Origin of the sequence: Collinsella sp. LCP19S3_C9, assembly GCF_052121575.1 — a bacterium.
GTDB lineage: Bacteria > Actinomycetota > Coriobacteriia > Coriobacteriales > Coriobacteriaceae > Collinsella.
The window spans coordinates 19870-39169 of sequence record NZ_JBQKDZ010000017.1 but is presented as its reverse complement, the minus strand read 5'-3'; the positions used below and the strand labels follow the sequence as shown (position 1 = coordinate 39169).

Genomic DNA, 19300 nt, shown 5'->3' with positions numbered 1-19300 from the left:
CAGGTGGGCGTCCCAGAAAGATCTCGATCTGTAACATCTAGCAGCCAAAAACTTCTCCAGTTGTTACAGATTGAGACAACCAGGTGGGCCCACCAGCAAAATCTCAATCTGTAACAGGTAGCCGTCCAAATCGGTTCCAGATGTTACAGATTGAGATGAATGAACGAGCGGACAATCCCTATTTACCTCTTGCATAACTGTGCATAGTGTATATATACTGTGCTTACCGGTTATATACACGTGTAGCCCAACAGCTAAGGTGCCGCTGTGGACATCATCCTATCCAATTCGAGCGACAAGCCCATCTACGAGCAGATAACCTCGCAAGTCAAAGCTCAGATCTTATCGGGCACGCTCGCTGCGGGAGCCAAACTCCCCAGCATCCGTGCACTCGCGAGCGACCTGGGTGTGAGCGTCATCACCACCAAGCGCGCCTACGCCGACCTAGAGCAACTCGGGTTTATCTGCACCGTGCAGGGCAAGGGCTGTTTTGTCGCCGAGGGCAATCAGGAGCTCTTGCGCGAAAACCAGCTATGCCATATCGAAGACCTGCTTGCGAAAGCGGCGAGCCAAGCCGAAGCCTTGGGCGTCACGCGCGACAAACTGCACGAAATGCTCGACCTGGTAGCCCCCGAAACCATGCAGTAGCCATCTGCAAGAAAGGCTATACCATGCAAAACTTGCTTGAACTCAAAGGCATCTCACGCGCTGTAAGCGACCGCTTTTCACTACGCGATGTCACGCTTGCCGTGGAGCCCGGCCAGATTGTTGGCTTTGTGGGCGCAAACGGTGCTGGCAAAACAACGACCATTCGCGCCGCGCTCGGGCTTATAAAGCTCGATGCCGGCGAGGTGCACCTGTTTGGGCAGTGCTGTGGCGCCGACGTACCCGGTGAAGTGCAGCGCTGCTTGCGCACCCGTATCGGCCTCGTGCTGGACACGTGTCCTTTCCCTTCCACACTCAAGGTGACCGAAGTTGAGGCACTCGTAAGCCCGGCGTACCCCACCTGGAGCCACGACACCTTCGCCAGCCTCATCGACCGATTTGGCTTGGATCCCAAGGCGAAGGTCAAGGACCTCTCCCGCGGCATGGGCATGAAGCTGCAGCTTGCCTGTGCGCTCAGTCACAAGGCCAAGCTGCTCGTTTTGGACGAAGCCACCGCGGGTCTTGATCCCATGGCACGCGAGGAGCTGCTTGATGAGCTGCTTGCCTTTGTCGCCGACGGCCAACGCAGCGTGCTGCTCTCGAGTCACATTACGTCCGACCTCGATCGCGCTGCCGACCGCATCATTTGCATCGATAACGGCTCGATTGTGTTTGACCTGCCGCGCGAGGACATTACCGACCGCGCCGGCATCGCCCACTGTACCCAAGCGCAGGCCGCCGAGCTTATGGCTTGCGTCGAAGGCGCCCGTGCCGCCCACCACGCTTATAGCGTGGACGTGCTCGTGCCCAACCGTCGCGAAACGCTCGAGGCCTTCCCCGAGATTCCCTGCGATCGGGCAACCATTGACGATTATCTACGCCTCACGCTGAAAGGGGCTTCGAAATGAAACGCGCCTTTATGTCCGAGCTCGCCATCGTTCGCACGCTTGTCCCGAGCATAGCGGGCGTCGGCCTGTTCATATTCGTTGTGCTGACCCTCGCCAACACGTCAGGTGGCGACTCCGGCATGAGTGCCGGCGCCTGCGCGCTCAGCGCCATGTCACCCATCATGGTCATGAGCTCGCTGGCAGGCTTCGACAATCAAAACGGATGGGAGCGTTATTGGGCAACGCTGCCCCTCTCGCGCAAAGACATCATCTGCGCACGCTACCTGAGCATCGTTGTCTTCTCGGCCGTCATGACGTGCGCCGCCACGCTTTTGAGCATCGCCTCCATCCCGCTCTTCAACAGCGCGGGCATTCCTTCGACGGGACAGACGGTCTTTGAAATCGCAATCGCCTCGGCAGCATCGATGCTTATCTCCCTCATGATGGTATTCTTGGCGCAGCCGCTGTTCTTTCGATTTGGACACATGGAGGCGCTGCGCCTATCCGTTGGCCTGTTTGCCCTGCTCGGATGCCTTGCCATGGCCACGCTAAGCTCCTCCAACCCCATCAGTAACTGGCTCATGTCGATTGCCGGGGCGAATCCCGATCCCACCGTCCTTGGCTGTCTGTGTGCAGGAACTGCAGTACTGGCGCTCGCACTATGTGTAATCAGCTGCGCTGTCAGCACCAAGGTTTATCGAGTACGCGATCTGTAATCGACGGCTAAAAAAGCTTAGGTGGTACCCCGCTTATTTTTTCAATGAAACGAGGCGGCATAGCGTCACCACCGCCCTTCACAGCAGGCCGTCTAGTTCTTGGCAACCAAAAAGACACCGTCAGCATATCGAAGGTGAATACTTTTCCGAGAAGTGAACGAGTAAAAACAGTGCCCTGTAGCATCGACATTTTTAAGGACTCAATTCCTGCGGTTTTTGTCTAAGAATCCTGCAGTTTTGTTCGAAAAAAGTGTACATGTTCCAGGGGTCCAGATTTACTCGTTCACTTCGCGGAAAACCATTCACCTTCGATTCGAGCCTTAACCAAATGCCCTCTCGAACTATGGCCCCTATCTCACCACAGCGATATCAAAGCTTCATGGCGGGACGGTATCATCGGACGAGCGCCGTAAATCTGGCGCGGTCGTTCTTTGGGGAGGCATTTCACCCGTGTCGTGGGTCGCAGCAGCATTTGTGTCGGCTTTCTTTGCCGGCGTCACATCAGTCCTGGCCAAATGCGGCATCAAGCATACCGACTCCGATGTCGCGACGGCCATTCGCACCTGCGTGGTGCTCGTTTTCGCCTGGGCAATGGCGGGCATTTCTGGATCCATTGGAACCATCGGCAGCATCGAGCCCAGATCTTGGCTCTTTCTCGTCCTCTCGGGACTCGCTACCGGCGCTTCGTGGATCTGTTACTTTAAGGCATTGGGCATCGGAGACGTCAATAAGGTCGTACCGGTCGACAAGATGAGCACCGTACTCGCTGCACTGATCGCCATCGTGCTTTTTGGCGAGACGAGCAACCTTGCGGTTAAGCTCGTGGGAACCGCTGTCATCACCCTCGGTACGTTTTTAATGATCGAGAAGAAGCAGTTTGCCGGATCCGAGCGGCAGCAAGACCGGACCTGGCTCGCTTACGCCCTCGGCGCCGCCGTGTTCGCGGCGCTCACGTCCATCCTTGCCAAGGTTGGCATCGAAGGCGTCGAGTCCAACCTGGCCACGGCAATCCGTACCTGTGTGGTACTGGTTATGGCATGGGCAATCGTGGCAGCTAAAGGCAAGATGGACCAAGCCGTGCACGTAGACCGCTACGAACTCGTATTTCTCGCGGCATCGGGCATTGCGACTGGCGCATCGTGGCTGCTGTGCTACTACGCCATCGCCACAGGCCAGGTGAGCGTCGTGGTGCAGATCGACAAACTATCGATTGTCGTATCGGTACTATTTGCGCGCCTGGCATTCAACGAAAAACTCTCACGGCGCAGCGCCATCGGTCTCGCCTTCATCGTCCTGGGCACCGCCGCGCTCGCGATTTGGAAATAGCGCCGATGCCAAGCGAGATCTAGACGCTCGCAAATCCGTGACAAACGGCATATCCCGGCACGCCCGTGACGTTTTACAATATAAACGTCACGGGCCTCGGCTCAGTCTCGATCATCCAAGGGGATGTCTTTTTGGTCATTGTTCTTTAGGGAACGGTCAATCGCATAGAACCACGAAAACGGCCGTCCAACGGCCGTGGTTTGTTGCTCCGTTCCGCCTCCGTCATCTGCCATTTTTGCACCTGATAGGAAAGAACAATGCAAACCCAGGAATCTCAATCCTTCCCAAAAGCAACTAGCTTCGGCGCGACACTCGTACGCTCTAAGATTATGGGCCCTAATCCCCTCAAGCTCTGCGAAGAGCTGCTTCGCGATGTGCATATCCCCTGCGGCGTCCGCGTCTGCGACCTTGGATCGGGCACCGGTATCACCAGCGCCCTACTCGCCCGCGTATACGGGTTTGACACCTACGCCGTCGATCTGTGGAGCGACCCCGTCGAAAACCGTGCGTTCTTCGATTCGCTCGGTATCTCGCGCGACACGATTCACCCTGTTAAGGCAGACGCCTCGCAGGGGCTGCCGTTTGAGCACGACTATTTTGATGCGGTCGTAAGTATCGACTCGTACAACTACTACGGCCGTGACCCACACTATCTGGGTGAGCGCCTACTCCCCTACGTAAAGCAAGGCGGGATGCTCTACTTAAGCATCCCCGGCATGGTTCGCGACTGCCACGACAACCTGCCCGTTTGCCTGCTCAAATCCTGGACACCCGAGCAGCTCGACTATATGCACGACATAGCCTGGTGGCGCGCCATGATCGAGCCGACCCCCGGCGTCGAGATTGTCTCGATGCAGCCTATGCTCTGCACGGACGAAGCATGGAAAGACTGGCTCGCCTGCGACAACGAGTACGCAGCAGGCGACCGCGCTGCCGTTGAAGCCGGTGCGCTCGAATACCTCAACACCATCGCCATTGTGCTGAGGAAGCTCTAAACATTAGCCGCGCGAGGCCGTAAACAAATGGCCTCGCGCGGCTTCTTCAAAACGAGTTCTGAACAAACGCAAAGCGCAATATGCTACTTGCGCAGCGGCTTGGGCAGCGGAATGCCGGCGGCGATGGCTGCGGCGATGATCATGCAGACGATGCCCTTGAGCGGGAAGCACATGAGCAGCAGGCCCACAACCATGACAGGCTGGCGCATGACGGCGCCCATCGTCGATGCCGTGCAGACGGCGACGCAAAAGACCGGATCGGCGCCGGTGAGGATGGCAAGGCCATAGCCCAGGCTTACGCCCGAGAAGATAACCGGGAAGAAGTGACCGCCACGCCAGCCCATATTGATGAGGGCGGGGGTCAGCATAGCCTTGACAAGACCGGTCGCGATAAGCACGCCGGCGGGAATGGTCAGATAGGTTTCCATGAGCACATCGGCTTGCGTCTCGCCGGCAAACATGGTGTAGGGCAGGAGCGTGCCACAGATGGCGAGCGCCAGACCGGCCATCATGGCCTTGACGACAGGACGCTCCCCTATTGCATGGGACAGCGCCTCGCTCGCGTGCTCGGAGACAAAGTACAGCCAGCCGCAAACGGTGCCGAGCAACGCCAGCGGAATGAGCCAGGCAAGCTCCAGGTTGCCCACCTCGGCGGACTCGAACCTGGGCATGCCCATGCCGCCGCCCACGAGCTGGCCAAGCAACAGGTAAGTGCCCAGACCGCCGGCAATCGCAATGCCGTAGACCACGGTCTTTTGCGCCTTGGGCAGCTTGATGGTGATCTCGTCGGACGCGGACTCATCGTCGGCATCTTCGCCCTGGCCGTCGGCGCTACCGGCGAGCGGCGCCACAAAGCCAAAGACAGGCGCGGTAAAGAGCGCCGTCAGGGCAGCCTGGGTACCTAGCAGCGTGAGCTCCCTAAACTCGGCGCCAAAGCGACGCATGCGGTCGCCGACCCAGCTGCACAGGCCCGCGATAACGCCGGTCAGGCCGGCCTCCGGTCCAATACTTCCGCCAAACAGCAGCGGCAGCAATGCCGCAAGCGAAAGCTTGCCCAGATTGTCGTACGGGTAGCGCCCATCTTGCTTGACCTTAGCCATCACCTGATTGAGGTTATCGGTCTTGGTGTCTGTCATCTTTTCGTACAGACCGATTAACAGGCCGCCCAGCAGGCAGACAAAAAACGGGTACGGCAGAAAGCCAAACGGGCCGCTGGCGAGCTCGGGCGAAGCGACGCCCAGTGCGTGCGGAATCTCGGTCCATAGATAGTCGATGCCGTGCTCCATCACAAAAAAGAACAGCCAGACCGCGGCACCTGCGAACGCACCGGTCACGGCAACGCTAACTAAAAACAGCGCGCGGTTTGTGGGTTTAGCGAGCTTATCCATCGGGTCCTCCCGCGGTCAAAGTCGACATAGATACGTTTTATTGTAGAGCGAGTGTGGCCCAGACAAGCCAACCGTCTGCGCTGCAAACGGAGCCACCGGGGGCCACAGCGGGACAGGCTCAAGGCTTATCCGTTGATAATTGATGCGATTTCGTACAGATCCTCGGCAAAGTAAATGCCTTGCTGGCGCCGCGGGCTTGATAAGCCCTTATCAATCATGTGTCCGAGCAGCGCCTCGAGGTCGTTGTAGTAACCGTCCAGGTTATACAGGATGCACGGAGCACTCAGGTGCCCCAACGACACCGCGGACATAACGTCGGCAATCTCCTCGAGCGTGCCCGTCCCACCGGGAAAGGCAATGAACGCATCGCCGAGCTCGATCATCTTTGCCTTACGCTCCGCCATATCGCTCGTCACGATGAGGTCGTCGATACCGTCATGTTGAAACTCGGCCTCGATAAAAAAGCTCGGCTCCACACCCGTCACGTGCCCGCCGGCATTAAGCACGCTATCGGCGAGCGCGCCCATCAGGCCCGATTTGGATCCGCCGTACACGAGCGCGTGCCCGTTGGCGCCAATCCAGTTGCCCAGCTCCTGCACCGCAGGCAGAAACGCCGGGTCATTACCGATACTGGCACCCAGATACACGGTGATATTCAAATTCAGTCCCCCTCATCGTGACGCGCGGCGCCCGTTTTAGCGCTGGCGCCGGCGATATTCGCGCACGCGGCGCGACAGATCGGCGAGCTCGTCACGATCGAGCTCTTCCAAATGCTCAAGATCATCCATAAAGCGCGCCATAGTGTCCTTTTGATGCATCTTGATAAGCATATTGCAGTAGCTCACCGCCACGCCCGTGAGCATGGCAATGTAAAAAATGCTGATAACGCTTAGGACGACCGTGATGACACGGGCGACCGGCGTTTCGGCCGGAATGTCGCCAAAGCCGATCGTCGATACGGTTTCAAAGCTAAACCAAAGGCCATCGCCAAACGTAAGAGTTGTTGGCTCAGAGAGCCAAACAGCCATTGAACACAGAAGATAAAAGACGAGAAAAAGGCCCGTGATGCGCACGAAACCGGCTTGACGCAACACATCGGCCAGCGTCCTCAGCTTTTTCATCGAGACCCCCTTTTTTCAGGACAAGCAATCGCTTTTGGTCGGTATTGTCCCACGCCTCCCCCGCAAACGGAACCAGCCATCGAGAATGCCCCTAGACGACGAGTTGTGAGGGACAATCCTTCCACAACAAAAAGTGCGTTTCAATCTGCGACAAATAGGATGTTCCCGTCGGCCTCGCAGCCTGAACTAGTATCTTGATATAGACATACCACCCACCGCCGTGCACGCAGCACGCGGAAAGAAAGGAAACCCACGATGTTTAGACCTCTTCGTAGAAAGAAGCGTGCTATCACCGATCAAGAGGCACGAGATCTACTTGTTAATTGCAAACGCGGCATTTTTGCCGTCAACGGAGACGACGGCTATCCTTACGCCATTCCCGTTAACTACTACTTTGACCCCGAGCACGACAAAATTTACTTTCATGGAGCCAAGGCGGGGCATAAGGTCGATGCACTCAAACGCAGCGACAAAGTCTGCTTTACCGTCTATGGCAACGATTGGTACAAAGACGACGACTGGGCACCCTATGTTCAGAGCACTGTGGTTTTTGGCCGTTGCCGCCTCGTGAACGATGACCCGGCGTTTGTCGAAGACAAAGTCCGACAGTTTGCCCTCAAGTACTATCCTTCTGCCGAAGAGGTCGAAGAGGAGATCAAGCAAAGTATCAGGGGCGTCCAGCTGTATGAAATTACGGTTGAACACCTTTGCGGCAAGCAAATTCAAGAAAAGTAACAAACGTGGAAAACGCGCTCGCAACCCTCTGCGCCCTATGCGCCCACGCACGTTGACGACACGGGCGCAAGCCGCAGTACCCGAATCGTGCGACCCCTATACCCCAAAAACGTAACGGTCTAGGCGGTCGCACGCTTCCCTTACGCGCGAAAGCGGCAGCGCCAGATTCACGCGAATGTGGCAGGGGCCATGGAACGGACGTCCATCCTGATACCCCACGCCCACGCGTGCCCCCTCGTCGAGCAACCACTGAATATCACGGCCATGCTCGCGGCACCACTCGGTGCAGTCCAGAAACACCATGTACGTGCCCTGCGGACGCGAATAGGACACGCCCCCAAAATGCTCGTCCACGTAATCGCAGAAGTACTCGATATTGTCGGCAAGCACCTGGTTGAGTTCGTCCACCCACTCGTAGCCCTGCGGTTGGTAGGCACCGATAAGCGCATGCATCGAAAGGACATTCATCTCGTTGTAATGGGTCTTGTTAGACACAGCGCACATGCGGTCGCGCAGCGTCTCGTTGTAGACAATGTGGTAGCTGCCGACCAGACCCGCCAGGTTAAACGTCTTGCTCGGCGCATAGAGGGCAACCGTGCGCATGCGGGCATCCTCGCTCACCGACTGCGTCGGGATGTGCTTGTGTCCCGGCAGAATGATATCGGACCAAATCTCGTCCGAGATCACCACGCAATCGTGCTTGCGATAAATGTCCATAGCGCACTCGATCTCGTCGCGCTCCCATACGCGGCCGCAGGGATTGTGCGGCGAGCAGAACACTGCGGCATGGATGTGGTTTTGGGCGAGTTTGCGCTCCATGTCCTCAAAGTCCATGCGCCACACGCTCTGGTCGTCGAGCTGAAGCGGGCTGTGGACAATGCGATAGCCCGCGGCCTCGATGGACTTGGTGAAGCCGATGTAGGTGGGGCTGTGGACCAACACCGCATCGCCCGGCTGGACATACGCGCGCAGCGTCGACACGACACCGCCCAGCACGCCGTTTTCGTAGCCGATATGCTCAGGCGCCAGGCCCTCGACGCCATTACGGCGGCTCTGCCATTCGATGATGCGGTCGAAGTACTCGGAACGCGGATTGAAGTAACCAAACATGGGGTGCTGGGCGCGCTGAATGATGTGCTCCTGGACTGTAGGCACCGTGGCGAAGTTCATGTCCGCCACCCACATGGGAATGCGGTCGAAGCCCTCGTCGGGTGCGTTCGGAGCCATACCGGGGATCTCACCCCAAGAGTCAACGGCGATGGAGTCCATGCCGTGGCGGTCGATGATTGAAGTGAAGTCGTATTTCATGCTGAGCCCCCGTGCAGAGCGGAATGATTCGGTAGGCGTTATTGTCCACCAGCGTAGGCGATTTTGGCATGGGGTTTGGCGCTTAATTTAACGGGTGAGGACGAATGGCTGGTTAGTCTCGCGCGTCGTTGATGGCGGTTACCGTCAACCTGGCCCCGTCAACCGTAAACGATATGTCGAGTCCGGCGTAAGCCAAGTGGTAAACGCGGTTTGGCTCGTGCTTGCTGCCCGCGCGGCGCGGATCTTGGCGAAGAACCTCGACCAGGCCGGGGAGCTTTGCGGGCGGGACCATGTCTTGAAGCGCTTGCGGGAACTCAACATCGAGCTCTTGCCACGGAGCACCCTCAATCCAGCCGCCGGTCGCACCCGGGTGGCAGTCCGCAAACGGGATGTAGGGCTTAATGTCGTAGATGGGCGTGCCGTCACGCAGATCGGCCCCCAGTACATGGATGATGGGGCCGTCGTCGGTGCGCTCAACGCGGCTGAGCTTGACGCAGGTAAGACCGATGGGATTGGGGCGAAACGGGCTGCGTGTGGCAAACACGCCCACGCGTTCGGCTCCGCCCAGACGCGGCGGGCGCACAGTCTTCGACCACTTGACGTTGGTGCCGGACCTGTCCTGCGTCTTGGCATCGGCAGCTATATCCTTAGCCGTGCCGCCGGGCGTTCCGTTTTCGAAGCGCCACAGCAGCCATAGGTGAGAGAAGGAGTCCAGACCCTCAACTGCTGCGTTGGAGGCAAATTCCGGCTCAAAGACGATGCGTCCCTGCAGGTGGGGCGCCAAAAAGCTGTTGCGCGGAATGCCGAACTTCTGCGGCAGGTCGGTATGTATGTGTGCGATAGGTTCCATGCCGGTCATTGTACGGCATGGAGGTGCGGGGTGCAGCGCGCAATTCTTCGCCGCGGTCTCCCGTCGTGCAACCAACGGTTGCTTGGAAGGGCGCCGGCCGCCGCGTATGCTTAAGCCATCAACCAGCAGAAAGGAGTCGCTATGGCCTTTGCAGAAAAGCTCATTGCCATTCGCCGCGCCCATCACCTTACCCAAGAGCAGCTCGCCGCCAAGCTCTTCGTCACACGCCAAGCCGTCAGCCGTTGGGAACGCGGCGAAGTCACCCCGGGCATCGACATGATGAAGCTCATTGCCGCCGTAACCGGAGAACCGCTGTCCCACCTGCTCGAAATGCCCGAGCACTATTGCCAGAGCTGCGGCATGATACTCACACCCGACGACTGCGGCACCGATGCTGTGGGCGCCACGACCGACCATTACTGCAAGTGGTGCTACGACCACGGCAAGTACACCTACGACACCACCATGGAGGCGATGATCGAGGATTGTGCCCCGCGGCTGGCGCAAAACACCGGCATGTCGCTCGACGAAGCCGTCTCGCTCATGGGTGCCGTCCTGCCGCAACTGGAGCGCTGGCGCTCCGTGCAGGAAAACGAGGAGCGCTACGGCGCCGAGGCGCGGGCGCGCTATGGCGACGAGGCGATCGACGCAGCAAACGAAGCACTGCTGGACATGGACCCCGAGACATGGAACGACATGAAGGAACTTGAACGCGCTATTCTGGGCCAGCTTTCGATTGCCATGGGCGACGGCGATGCGGATGGAAGCGAGGCCCGCAAACTTGTCGCGATGCACCGTCGATGGATTGGCCTTAACTGGGGGCACAAGCCCCAAGACGAAGCATACCTGGGCCTCGCCCACGGCTATCTTGCTGACCAGCGCTTTATCGACTACTACGACAAGCCCTGCGGCACCGGAGCCACGGCGTTTCTGGTACAGGCCATCGAGTCGTCGTCAGCTCATGCATAGACCGCGGCGGCTTTGGGTATTTCAATCAAAACCTCAACCGATTGGAGACCTATGGCTACTAATCATGAGCTCACGCTGTACGTTATGACCGGCTGCCCGTATTGCATGAAGGTCAGGCGCTTTTTGGCGGATAACAGCGTGACCGTTCCCGAGCGCAATATCTCGACCGATACCGAAGCCGAGCAGACGCTTATCGCCGTCGGCGGAAAACGCCAGGTTCCCTGTCTGTTCATCGACGGCAAGCCGCTCTACGAATCGAGCGACATCATCGCATGGGTACAGGAGAACCTGCTCTAGCGTGCGAGTACTCATTGGGGACGTTTTTAAATGAGTGGGTAGGGCTTCGGTTTCTCAAATATATAGAACATATGTTTGCTCTCTGTGTTATACTCATCCCAAGGCATGAGACTGGTCGAGAGCTCCTGCGGAGGTCCCCAATGACACGCTGGAGCGAGCTCGGTAAGTAAGATCGGTGGTTACCGCACTCGCCCATCTCAGACAGGCTGCGCTCCTGTTCGCCGTCGCCATCAAAGAACGGCACTCACAATCAGACTGTTTCTTTTCCGTGAGTCACACAGGAGCGCATCGCTATGGCAAAAAAGATACCAACCCTTTCACCCGACATTATTTCAAACACCTGCTCGGATATCAGCAGGATTGTCGAGGCCAAACACCTCGGCCAGAAAGGCACCGACCATGAGGCCTCTTCGGAAGGGGCTCTGCTCATCGGGCGCCGTCTCGAGCAAGAGATTGCCGGATACCCCATTTCCAATCTAAATGGCCTACTCTCGCCCATCGCTTGCCACCTCAAGCAGCACTTTAGCCCAAGCCTGGGCCCGACCTATCTCAAGCGTTGCATAAAGCTCGCACGAACTGTTCCGGAAGACATGAGTTTTCGACCGGAGCTTGATCTAGAACACTATCAGTCGCTCGCTCGCATCGCCGACAAAGATCTGCGCTTGGATCTGATGAACGTTGCCGCTGATAACCGTTGGAGCGCATCGCGCATCGATCGTCATGCCCGCTATCGAAGTCCGCAGGACGTTTTGGATGCTTGGGAGCGCCGTGTGCTTGAATCAAATCAAGAAGTACGGCGCTTCGCCCGCGCCTACACAGATGCCTGTGGAATCATTTCACTCGATGAACTTATTGAGCTCTACAACTCCTGTGCCCCCAATCCAGTCTCGAGATTTGAGATAAATGAAACTATTTGGCAAATCAGGAACGAATCGGGGCAAATCGACAATCCCTGCGTCATATCCAGAGATGGAAAACTCTATCTCATAGCGCCTGAGCTCGATGACGCTGTCGATGAAGCCCCTTATTACTACGATGACTACGGATACTCCTATCGAAAATATGAACGACGCAGCGAATACACCGGTGAGATGCGCGCGCTGCGCGAACGGCGCGTTGGCATCAGAGTGGCAGCCATCTTCGCCGGTCACGAACGTCTCCCAATCAAAAGGCTCAGTTATGACGAAGTCATCTGCGGGCATATAAAGTGCAGTCGATCTGTCGAACGACTCAAGCAGTACGTCCTGAGAGACCCTGAGATTAAGGCATCCGATCTCCATGCAAGAGAAGATGAGTTCGATTTCATCATGACAAAGCTTTTGCGTTCCGTTGGACTCAACGGTATGCCGACAGCACAGCAAATTACCGAAGACGCAGCTTTCTTATTGATTGTCGTACGGCCCGAGTTTTACGAACGCAAGAAAACAGCCGAAGTCTCCAAGCTCCTCTCGATAATCTATGAAAACGCTCCCCTCTGGGAGTTCAACGGACGTTCACATACCGAACTAAAAAGCGAAGGAGTAGTGGAGCCTCCGATGTCGGCTTTACATCGAAAAGTCCAATCAAAACAAGTCGCTTAAGCCTATTAACTGCTTGCATTTTTGTTTACAAAACTGTATACAAAAAGAGAGGCCCTTATGGAGCTCATCGCAATCCACCCCCACGCCCTCAAACACGGGCTGACGGAGACGGATATCACCTGCGCCTGGAACTCCGCTTTTGCATGGTTCAGGCGTGATCTTGAAAACGGAGGTATCGATTACGTTCTCGTTGGACTTGATGGAAGAAGCCGTCTCATGGAGCTCATCGCTCGATATTGCTCCAATCGAGATGGCTATATCATTTACCACGCCCTTGTCCCTCCTACGCACAAGGTGCTCAGGGAAATCGGGATCGATCGATAGGAGGCGCTATGGACGCTAAGCAACTCGAAAAGATGATCGGATTTGCCCCCGGAGAGTTGGAGAAAGCCGCGGAGGCATACGAAAAAGATGAGTGGCCGAAGGGTCGCACCATCAAGCTGGGAAGGCCGTCGATCTCTGATGAGCCAAGCGTTGTTTTATCGGCACGTGTGGGTGAATCGGTTCTTGAAGCGTTTGACGAGAAGGCAAAGCGCCATGGGCAAACACGCACAGAGCGACTCAGAGAACTCATTACCCTTGACGCAATGATTGCCTAGTCCCCCACCGAATCCAAACATGTACGCCAGCATCCAAAGTCGACATTTTTCGATATCTTTGGATGCTGACGTACAGCTTTTGCAACATAGTCATTGGGGACGTTCTTAAATGACTAGCCGTTAAAGAACGTCCCCAATGACTAGCTAACCGTGGAAGCGGGCTATGGGCGCAAGTGGCTGCTCGCGAAAGACGCGCTCGACGGCGGCACGGTATTCGTCGACCTTTTTAGTCTTGCGTACGAGTTTGTGAACGGTAGCAGGATCGGCGAAGGCGCATTTAGCGTAGAACCACCACTCCTTCATGCGAAAGACCGCGTTGCCGCCAATCTCTTCTGCATATGCCGCAAACAGCGTGTCGTGGAAGCGCTGCAGTTCGGCTGCCGTGGCAGCAGGGCCGCCCTTGACCATGCGAGCCAGCGCGGGGTTCGCAAGCAAGCCACGCCCCAGCATCACATGGCGTGTACCGGGATAGGCCTCCACCAGCGCCTCCATGTCCTCAAGATCAAAAATATCGCCGTTGTATGCCACCGGAAACGGTGCCCGCTCCAACGTCTCGCCATAAAACCCTTTGCGCGGCGAGCCCGTATAGCGATCCTTCTGTACGCGCGGATGCACGATCAACTCTGCCAGCGGCATGCGACAGTACAGGTCGAGCACGCGCTCGTATTCGTCGTCGCTCTCCAGCCCCAGCCTGGTTTTTACCGACACCGGCAAGGGCGATCGCTCGCACACATCAAGCAAGAACACCTCGAGCCCATCGAGGTTGCGCAAGAAGCCCGATCCTTTACCCTTGGCAACAACCGTACCCGAGGGGCAGCCAAGGTTGAGATTAACCTCGCGGTAGCCCATGTCGGCGAGCACGCGCGCCGCCCACACAAACTCATCCGCGTTCTTGGACATCAGCTGAGGCGCCACGTTAAGCCCTTGGTTGTTAGCCGGATCGATTTCCTTAAACGCCTTGCCGCCAAAGCGGTTGCCCACCCGCGGCGGCGGCAAAAACGGCGTGTAATAGCAGTCGAGCGCACCGAAGCACTCCGCATGCACGCGACGGAACACATGCCCGGTAATCCCCTCCATGGGGGCCAACGATAGAATCATCAACATCTACTCTCAAATCAATGCGGCAAAGGAACCGCCCCTTTGTCACATGCATTATGCCTTGTCCCCGAGGCGGCCCACAAGGCGGAGGCGGCTACTTGATGTCAGCCAGCCCTCCGACCATCCCTGTGCAACGAAGGTGAATGGCGCCCGCAAACAGCAAGCAGGGCCGCCCCACAGCAGCTCCCTCACTCGCCACTTTTTCCTTGTCCAAAAGAGGACGTTCGCGATCAATCGATCACCAACAGCACGCTGCTGACCGCCATGTCTGAACAACAGACACCCTCCACTCACATACTCAAGAGCGTATGCGCATCGCCCTCGAAAAACGATGAGAGTCGAGGCCCCATGCAGCTGCTCACCGAGCAAGAAAAGAAACGCATCCAGCGGTACTGCACGTACCCCAAGATCGCAGCGACCGCACTCGTCATGTCGTTCGTAGCATGCCTGTTGATGTTGCCGCTCCAAATGATCAACGATATCGCGTTCCACCAAAAGGAATTCCAACCCGCGGGCATATATACCGCCATTGCACTCACCGCAATCGAACTCATCATCTTTTGCTATTGCGCTCTTGCGCCACGCTTTGGAATGCAGGGCAAACAGTGGAAGGAGCTACAGAGCAGACTTGCGGTAGCCCAAACCAACAAAGACCGCTCCGCGGAGGTCGCCGGCGTGCTCGCCGCGCAAGATGCCTTGGAACCCGTGTGCAAACGCGTCGCGGCAGACGACCCATACGAGTCGTATCACGACTACGGCTACCGCATTATCGGCTATCTGGGTGATATTGACCTCGGCGCTCAAGCAGCCGTGGCTACCTTTCTTTCGATGCAGATGTCATGCTCACGGACGTCGATTACACCAGTCAGATCGACCCCGAGGCAAGCCTTGCATACAACCTCGCCTGCAGCGAGCAGGATATCGCGACACTCTGCGCCCCCCGCTCAACGGGTTAGGCATTTCCGTTGCCACACCGGGCCTCCTCACGCCATGCAGCCTGTCGGATGAATTTAAACAGGCATTTTTAGCCGGATCCCTATATGAAGAAATCAGCATCAAGACGGAGGACGAATCTATCAAGTCGTACTACACCTTTGACACCGAGCCCAAAGAAGAGTTCGACAAGTACACCCATCCGGAAATTAGCCTCATGCTCTCCGCAAAGGAGGACTAGCAACTTACGCTCTAATTGACGCTCGCAAACGCCGTCTATATCTCAAGGTCTAATACTTTTCCCGAGAAGTGAACGGCTATATTTGGACCCCCGAAGCATCGACATTTTTAGACGCCAAACCCGCAGGATTTGGCTGGCAAAACCGCAGGAAACCGCCTTCAATAAGTGTCGATGCTTCGGGGGTCCAATTTGACTCGTTCACTTCTCGGGAAAAGTATTAGACCTCGATTTACATGTCACTCAATGTGACAAAGGGACAGTCCCTTTGTCACATTATTCGGAGCGCAGGGCTTCCACGGGGTCTTTCTTGGATGCACTGCGGGCCGGCAGCAGGCCGGCAACGACCGTCAGCAGCACCGAAATTGCAATGAGCGCCAGCGCATCCTGCACGGGCAAGCTCATCAGATTGGGTACCTGTTTGGCAGCAAGCGCCCAGGCATTAACCGGAAAACTCACGGCCACCACAACGACAATGGCAAAGACACCGGCAATGAGGCCCTCGATAAAGGTCTCGGCGTTGAATACGTTGGCCACGTTGCGCTTCGACGCGCCGATCGCGCGCAGGATGCCAATCTCCTTTTTGCGCTCCAGCACGCTGATGTAGGTGATGATGCCGATCATGATGGAGCTCACGACCAGGCTGATGCTCACGAACGCGATGAGCACCAAGCTGATGGTATTCACGATATCAGTCACCGAGCCCATGATGATGCCCATGTAGTCGGTGTACGAGATTGCCTGCTCGTCGTGGCCGGCGGCTTTGACCTGCTTGTTGTACGCATCGATATGGTCGAGTACGCGCTCCTTGGCCTCAAAGTCACGCGGGAAAATCTTGACCGAGATGGGATCCGCTTCATCCGCGTAGCCCAACGTGGTCAGATTGTTGTCGTAGGTGAGCTTCGACGCCTTGGCATAGCTCATCATGAGCGAGCTCAGGTCCTCGGCGTCCATGTTGAAGTGGATGGCACGAGCAAAGGCGCTCGCATCCACGCGCATGGCGCTCGCCAGGTTGGCAAAACTCGAAGACATCTGCGTCACCATCTGGTCCATGAGCCCTGCCGCGCCGGCCTTAAGCTGGGTCGACACGGTCGTTGCCACCTGCTCGCTGATCGCCTTCATCACCTGATCCATAGCCTGCTGCAGATACGGAGCCAACTGCTTTTGGACATAGTCGGTCATCGCCTGTTGCAGGCGCTCGGCCAGGGCATCGCCGCCGAGCGCCTTGAGCTGCGCCAGGCACTGCTGCGCCACAACATCGTTCTCGAGATACGCCGAGAATGCGGCAGCAAGCTTTGACGCGTCTTTGAGATCTTCGGGTGACAGCGCCCTAAACTGATCAGACTGCAAAAAGCCCTCAAATAGTTGGTTGGCAAGCGTTCCCACCTGTTGCATTTGCTCGGGCGTGAGCTCCAGACCGTCAAAGATGCCCGAGAAATCGGGGGTCGGCGCTTTGGCCATGATGTCGCTTAAGTCGATGTCTTTGCCAACGCCCGAAAGGTCAATATCCAGGCCCGACAAATCGATGCCCGAAAGATCCATGCCACCGGCAGCACCCGAGAGTGCAGACGCATCGAACGAGAACGCGCTCTTGAGCGCCGCCTCGTCCACACTGAACATACTGCCCAGATCCACGCCTTGCTTGGCCTCGCCTTGCAGTTCGTCGAAGGTTTTGCCCGTAAAGACATCCGTCTCGGGGTGGGCAAGTTGCTCTTGCACGATCTGCGAATCGGCGGCGCGCTCCATAAGCTGGCGAGTCAACGCATGCGTATAGGCAATGCCCGGAGACAACGCGCTCGCATTGGCCGTCTCGTTAGGTCGCACCACGCCCACAATGTGCACGTCAATACCGTCGGCAACCTTGGCCGTCATAAAGTCGGCGTCGCCAGACATGTCAGTCCACATGCCGGTCTCTTCGTTTTTGCGATAAGCATCGGCCGGCGACAACACCTTAAACGTCGTGGACAGCGCATCGTCGTAAGTAAAGTCGGCGCCGCTCTCAGGCGTCTCAATCTTACCGTCGGCGGCCATGGCACTGTTCACCAGGTCGTTGAGCTCATCGATATCCAGCGCACCGATGCTGTAAAGCGTATAGTCGCCCACCGTTCCACGGCTCGAAAGCACCATTACGGCTTCGTGAGCAGACGTAGGCCAATGGCCGGCGACGACATCGTACTGGCTGTCGAGCAGACTCTGATCGTCGATCATCTCGTTAAAGACCGAGGTCCCCATGGATTCCATGCTCACCGTTGCCGCCGAGCTCGCACCACCGCTCATGGCCTCGGTCATAGCGTTGGGCACCAGCCGGACAGGCTTCTCATCGCCCTTGCCGGCACGATAGACAACCGGCGTCACGCCGTAACCGTACTGGATGGCATTGACCTCTTTGTCGATACCGTCGCCGCCGGCATCGAGCCATGCCTTAAAGCTCGTCATGTCGTTGGACTTAACACTTGCAAACATATCCTTTACGGCCGTGACCACAGGGATCTTATTGGTTCCCTGAGCCTTGCCGTCGGTGCCGTCGTCGGACGAACCCTCGTTCTTAGACATATCGTCATCCGTGGCCCCCTGTTCGCCCATCATGGACGACAGGTCGTAATCCTGCTTGGAAATGGTAAGCGGGTAGCTCGAAAGCGTATCCTCCTCGACCTTTTTGATGTAGCCGTTTACGCCATTGGACAGCGCCAAAATCGCCGCGATGCCAATAATGCCAATCGAGCCCGCAAAGGCCGTCATGGCCGTACGGCCCTTCTTGGTCATAAGGTTTCGGGCAGAAAGCCCCAGCGCCGTCACAAAGCTCATCGAGGTTTTGCGCGTAGGCTTGGCCTCGCGGCGCGTGGCGTCAGCGACATCGAAAGGATCAGAATCGTCGGTAATCTTGCCGTCCGCCAGGTTGACGATGCGCGTGGCGTACTCGTACGCCAGATCGGGATTATGCGTGACCATGATAACCAGACGGTCGCGCGCGACGTCCTTGAGCAAGTCCATGACCTGCACGGACGTTGTGGAATCCAAGGCGCCAGTCGGCTCGTCTGCCAGCACAATCTCGGGATCATTAATCAGGGCGCGGGCGATGGCCACGCGCTGCATCTGCCCACCCGAAAGCTGACTCGGGCGCTTGTTCACGTGCTCGCCCAGACCAACGGCCTCGAGCGCCTTGCGCGCACGCTGGCGGCGCTCGGCGTGCCCCACGCCCGTGAGCGCAAGCGCCAGCTCCACGTTTTCCAAAATGGTCTGATGCGGAATGAGGTTATAGCTTTGGAACACAAAGCCGATGCGGTTGTTGCGATAGGCATCCCAATCGCGATCGTGGAAGTCCTTGGTCGAAATACCGTCGATCAGCAGGTCACCCGAGTCAAAGTGGTCGAGTCCGCCGATAACGTTGAGCATCGTGGTCTTACCCGAACCCGAGGGCCCCAGAATGGCCACGAACTCGTTATCCCGAAAAGACAGGCTCACGCTGTCGAGCGCCACCTGCGTAAACGACTGCGTAACGTACCTTTTGCAAATTCCTTTGAGCTCCAGCATGGACGGCAACCTCTCCTGCGCAGGCACCTTGCCCGCTCTCCCCCGCCGTTCGTATTCGACGCGTTTGTCCTACTCTATCCCCTT

19 protein-coding genes are annotated in these 19300 nt (G+C 57.2%); 12 read left to right on the top strand and 7 right to left on the bottom strand.

Features of this window, described 5'->3' with window-relative positions; genetic code table 11:
- Positions 1-267: 267 nt before the first annotated feature.
- The 5 genes from ACTQXI_RS08125 (at position 268) to ACTQXI_RS08105 (ending at position 4569) form a co-directional block, all read left to right on the top strand.
- Positions 268-648 (top strand): GntR family transcriptional regulator, encoded by a 381-nt coding sequence (locus ACTQXI_RS08125; RefSeq protein WP_370450620.1) that lies wholly within the window; start codon positions 268-270, stop codon positions 646-648.
- Between the two features lie 23 nt (positions 649-671).
- Entirely contained in the window at positions 672-1553 is an 882-nt protein-coding gene (locus ACTQXI_RS08120; RefSeq protein WP_441048538.1) for an ABC transporter ATP-binding protein, read from the top strand.
- Positions 1550-2248, top strand: coding sequence for an ABC-2 transporter permease (locus tag ACTQXI_RS08115; protein WP_441048539.1), 699 nt, complete (start codon positions 1550-1552; stop codon positions 2246-2248). The genes ACTQXI_RS08120 and ACTQXI_RS08115 overlap by 4 nt, the downstream gene beginning before the upstream one ends.
- Positions 2249-2698: 450 nt before the next feature.
- Positions 2699-3574, top strand: coding sequence for an EamA family transporter (locus tag ACTQXI_RS08110; RefSeq protein WP_441048540.1), 876 nt, complete (start codon positions 2699-2701; stop codon positions 3572-3574).
- A gap of 329 nt (positions 3575-3903) precedes the next feature.
- Positions 3904-4569 (top strand): SAM-dependent methyltransferase, encoded by a 666-nt coding sequence (locus tag ACTQXI_RS08105; RefSeq protein WP_441548493.1) that lies wholly within the window; start codon positions 3904-3906, stop codon positions 4567-4569.
- 83 nt (positions 4570-4652) lie between these two features.
- Here ACTQXI_RS08105 and ACTQXI_RS08100 read toward each other — a convergent pair whose 3' ends face one another.
- From ACTQXI_RS08100 to ACTQXI_RS08090, 3 genes are all read right to left on the bottom strand, one after another.
- Entirely contained in the window at positions 4653-5957 is a 1305-nt protein-coding gene (locus ACTQXI_RS08100) for a chloride channel protein (RefSeq protein WP_441032546.1), read from the bottom strand.
- Between the two features lie 125 nt (positions 5958-6082).
- Positions 6083-6616, bottom strand: coding sequence for a TIGR00730 family Rossman fold protein (locus ACTQXI_RS08095; protein WP_441048542.1), 534 nt, complete (start codon positions 6614-6616; stop codon positions 6083-6085).
- 36 nt (positions 6617-6652) lie between these two features.
- Positions 6653-7078, bottom strand: a complete 426-nt coding sequence (locus ACTQXI_RS08090; protein WP_154516963.1) for a potassium channel family protein — start codon at positions 7076-7078, stop codon at positions 6653-6655.
- Between the two features lie 255 nt (positions 7079-7333).
- Between ACTQXI_RS08090 and ACTQXI_RS08085 the strand changes: the two genes are divergently transcribed.
- On the top strand, positions 7334-7813 hold the full coding sequence (locus ACTQXI_RS08085) for a pyridoxamine 5'-phosphate oxidase family protein (protein ID WP_441048543.1): 480 nt from the start codon (positions 7334-7336) through the stop codon (positions 7811-7813).
- A gap of 96 nt (positions 7814-7909) precedes the next feature.
- Here the strand turns inward: ACTQXI_RS08085 and ACTQXI_RS08080 are convergent, their stop codons facing one another.
- Both ACTQXI_RS08080 and tsaA read right to left on the bottom strand, forming a co-directional pair.
- The gene (locus tag ACTQXI_RS08080; RefSeq protein ID WP_441048544.1) at positions 7910-9121 is read right to left on the bottom strand and encodes a MalY/PatB family protein; all 1212 of its coding nucleotides are present in this window, start codon (positions 9119-9121) and stop codon (positions 7910-7912) included.
- A gap of 112 nt (positions 9122-9233) precedes the next feature.
- Complete coding sequence (gene tsaA, locus ACTQXI_RS08075; RefSeq protein ID WP_441048545.1) at positions 9234-9971, bottom strand: tRNA (N6-threonylcarbamoyladenosine(37)-N6)-methyltransferase TrmO; 738 nt, start codon at positions 9969-9971, stop codon at positions 9234-9236.
- Positions 9972-10112: 141 nt separating this feature from the next.
- On the opposite strand from tsaA, the gene ACTQXI_RS08070 reads away from it, so the two are divergent.
- The 5 genes from ACTQXI_RS08070 to ACTQXI_RS08050 all read left to right on the top strand — a co-directional run bounded on the left by ACTQXI_RS08070 (position 10113) and on the right by ACTQXI_RS08050 (position 13416).
- Positions 10113-10940, top strand: coding sequence for a TipAS antibiotic-recognition domain-containing protein (locus tag ACTQXI_RS08070; protein WP_154516952.1), 828 nt, complete (start codon positions 10113-10115; stop codon positions 10938-10940).
- A gap of 51 nt (positions 10941-10991) precedes the next feature.
- Positions 10992-11237 (top strand): glutaredoxin family protein, encoded by a 246-nt coding sequence (locus ACTQXI_RS08065; RefSeq protein ID WP_441048546.1) that lies wholly within the window; start codon positions 10992-10994, stop codon positions 11235-11237.
- Positions 11238-11530: 293 nt separating this feature from the next.
- The gene (locus ACTQXI_RS08060) at positions 11531-12817 is read left to right on the top strand and encodes a hypothetical protein (RefSeq protein WP_441016494.1); all 1287 of its coding nucleotides are present in this window, start codon (positions 11531-11533) and stop codon (positions 12815-12817) included.
- A gap of 57 nt (positions 12818-12874) precedes the next feature.
- Positions 12875-13141 carry a hypothetical protein gene (locus ACTQXI_RS08055; RefSeq protein WP_441048547.1) on the top strand — a complete coding sequence of 89 codons (267 nt, stop codon included), beginning with the start codon at positions 12875-12877 and terminating at the stop codon, positions 13139-13141.
- 8 nt (positions 13142-13149) lie between these two features.
- Positions 13150-13416, top strand: a complete 267-nt coding sequence (locus tag ACTQXI_RS08050; protein WP_154516940.1) for a ribbon-helix-helix protein, CopG family — start codon at positions 13150-13152, stop codon at positions 13414-13416.
- 144 nt (positions 13417-13560) lie between these two features.
- Here ACTQXI_RS08050 and ACTQXI_RS08045 read toward each other — a convergent pair whose 3' ends face one another.
- A complete protein-coding gene (locus ACTQXI_RS08045) occupies positions 13561-14514 on the bottom strand; it encodes a tRNA dihydrouridine synthase (RefSeq protein WP_441048548.1) in 954 nt (317 codons plus the stop codon).
- A 348-nt stretch (positions 14515-14862) separates the two neighbouring features.
- On the opposite strand from ACTQXI_RS08045, the gene ACTQXI_RS08040 reads away from it, so the two are divergent.
- Positions 14863-15522 (top strand): hypothetical protein, encoded by a 660-nt coding sequence (locus ACTQXI_RS08040; protein ID WP_441048549.1) that lies wholly within the window; start codon positions 14863-14865, stop codon positions 15520-15522.
- A 439-nt stretch (positions 15523-15961) separates the two neighbouring features.
- On the opposite strand, the gene ACTQXI_RS08035 is transcribed toward ACTQXI_RS08040, so the two are convergent.
- The gene (locus ACTQXI_RS08035; RefSeq protein WP_441048550.1) at positions 15962-19216 is read right to left on the bottom strand and encodes an ABC transporter ATP-binding protein/permease; all 3255 of its coding nucleotides are present in this window, start codon (positions 19214-19216) and stop codon (positions 15962-15964) included.
- Positions 19217-19300 lie beyond the last annotated feature (84 nt).

Coding starts and splice junctions, on each gene's coding strand:
- ACTQXI_RS08100 (WP_441032546.1), bottom strand. CDS start 5,957: ATGGATAAGCTCGCTAAACCCACAAACCGCGCGCTGTTTTTAGTTAGC.
- ACTQXI_RS08090 (WP_154516963.1), bottom strand. CDS start 7,078: ATGAAAAAGCTGAGGACGCTGGCCGATGTGTTGCGTCAAGCCGGTTTC.
- ACTQXI_RS08065 (WP_441048546.1), top strand. CDS start 10,992: ATGGCTACTAATCATGAGCTCACGCTGTACGTTATGACCGGCTGCCCG.
- ACTQXI_RS08115 (WP_441048539.1), top strand. CDS start 1,550: ATGAAACGCGCCTTTATGTCCGAGCTCGCCATCGTTCGCACGCTTGTC.
- ACTQXI_RS08080 (WP_441048544.1), bottom strand. CDS start 9,121: ATGAAATACGACTTCACTTCAATCATCGACCGCCACGGCATGGACTCC.
- ACTQXI_RS08040 (WP_441048549.1), top strand. CDS start 14,863: ATGCAGCTGCTCACCGAGCAAGAAAAGAAACGCATCCAGCGGTACTGC.
- ACTQXI_RS08055 (WP_441048547.1), top strand. CDS start 12,875: ATGGAGCTCATCGCAATCCACCCCCACGCCCTCAAACACGGGCTGACG.
- ACTQXI_RS08085 (WP_441048543.1), top strand. CDS start 7,334: ATGTTTAGACCTCTTCGTAGAAAGAAGCGTGCTATCACCGATCAAGAG.
- ACTQXI_RS08105 (WP_441548493.1), top strand. CDS start 3,904: ATGGGCCCTAATCCCCTCAAGCTCTGCGAAGAGCTGCTTCGCGATGTG.
- ACTQXI_RS08070 (WP_154516952.1), top strand. CDS start 10,113: ATGGCCTTTGCAGAAAAGCTCATTGCCATTCGCCGCGCCCATCACCTT.
- ACTQXI_RS08120 (WP_441048538.1), top strand. CDS start 672: ATGCAAAACTTGCTTGAACTCAAAGGCATCTCACGCGCTGTAAGCGAC.
- tsaA (WP_441048545.1), bottom strand. CDS start 9,971: ATGGAACCTATCGCACACATACATACCGACCTGCCGCAGAAGTTCGGC.
- ACTQXI_RS08050 (WP_154516940.1), top strand. CDS start 13,150: ATGGACGCTAAGCAACTCGAAAAGATGATCGGATTTGCCCCCGGAGAG.
- ACTQXI_RS08035 (WP_441048550.1), bottom strand. CDS start 19,216: ATGCTGGAGCTCAAAGGAATTTGCAAAAGGTACGTTACGCAGTCGTTT.
- ACTQXI_RS08045 (WP_441048548.1), bottom strand. CDS start 14,514: ATGATTCTATCGTTGGCCCCCATGGAGGGGATTACCGGGCATGTGTTC.
- ACTQXI_RS08060 (WP_441016494.1), top strand. CDS start 11,531: ATGGCAAAAAAGATACCAACCCTTTCACCCGACATTATTTCAAACACC.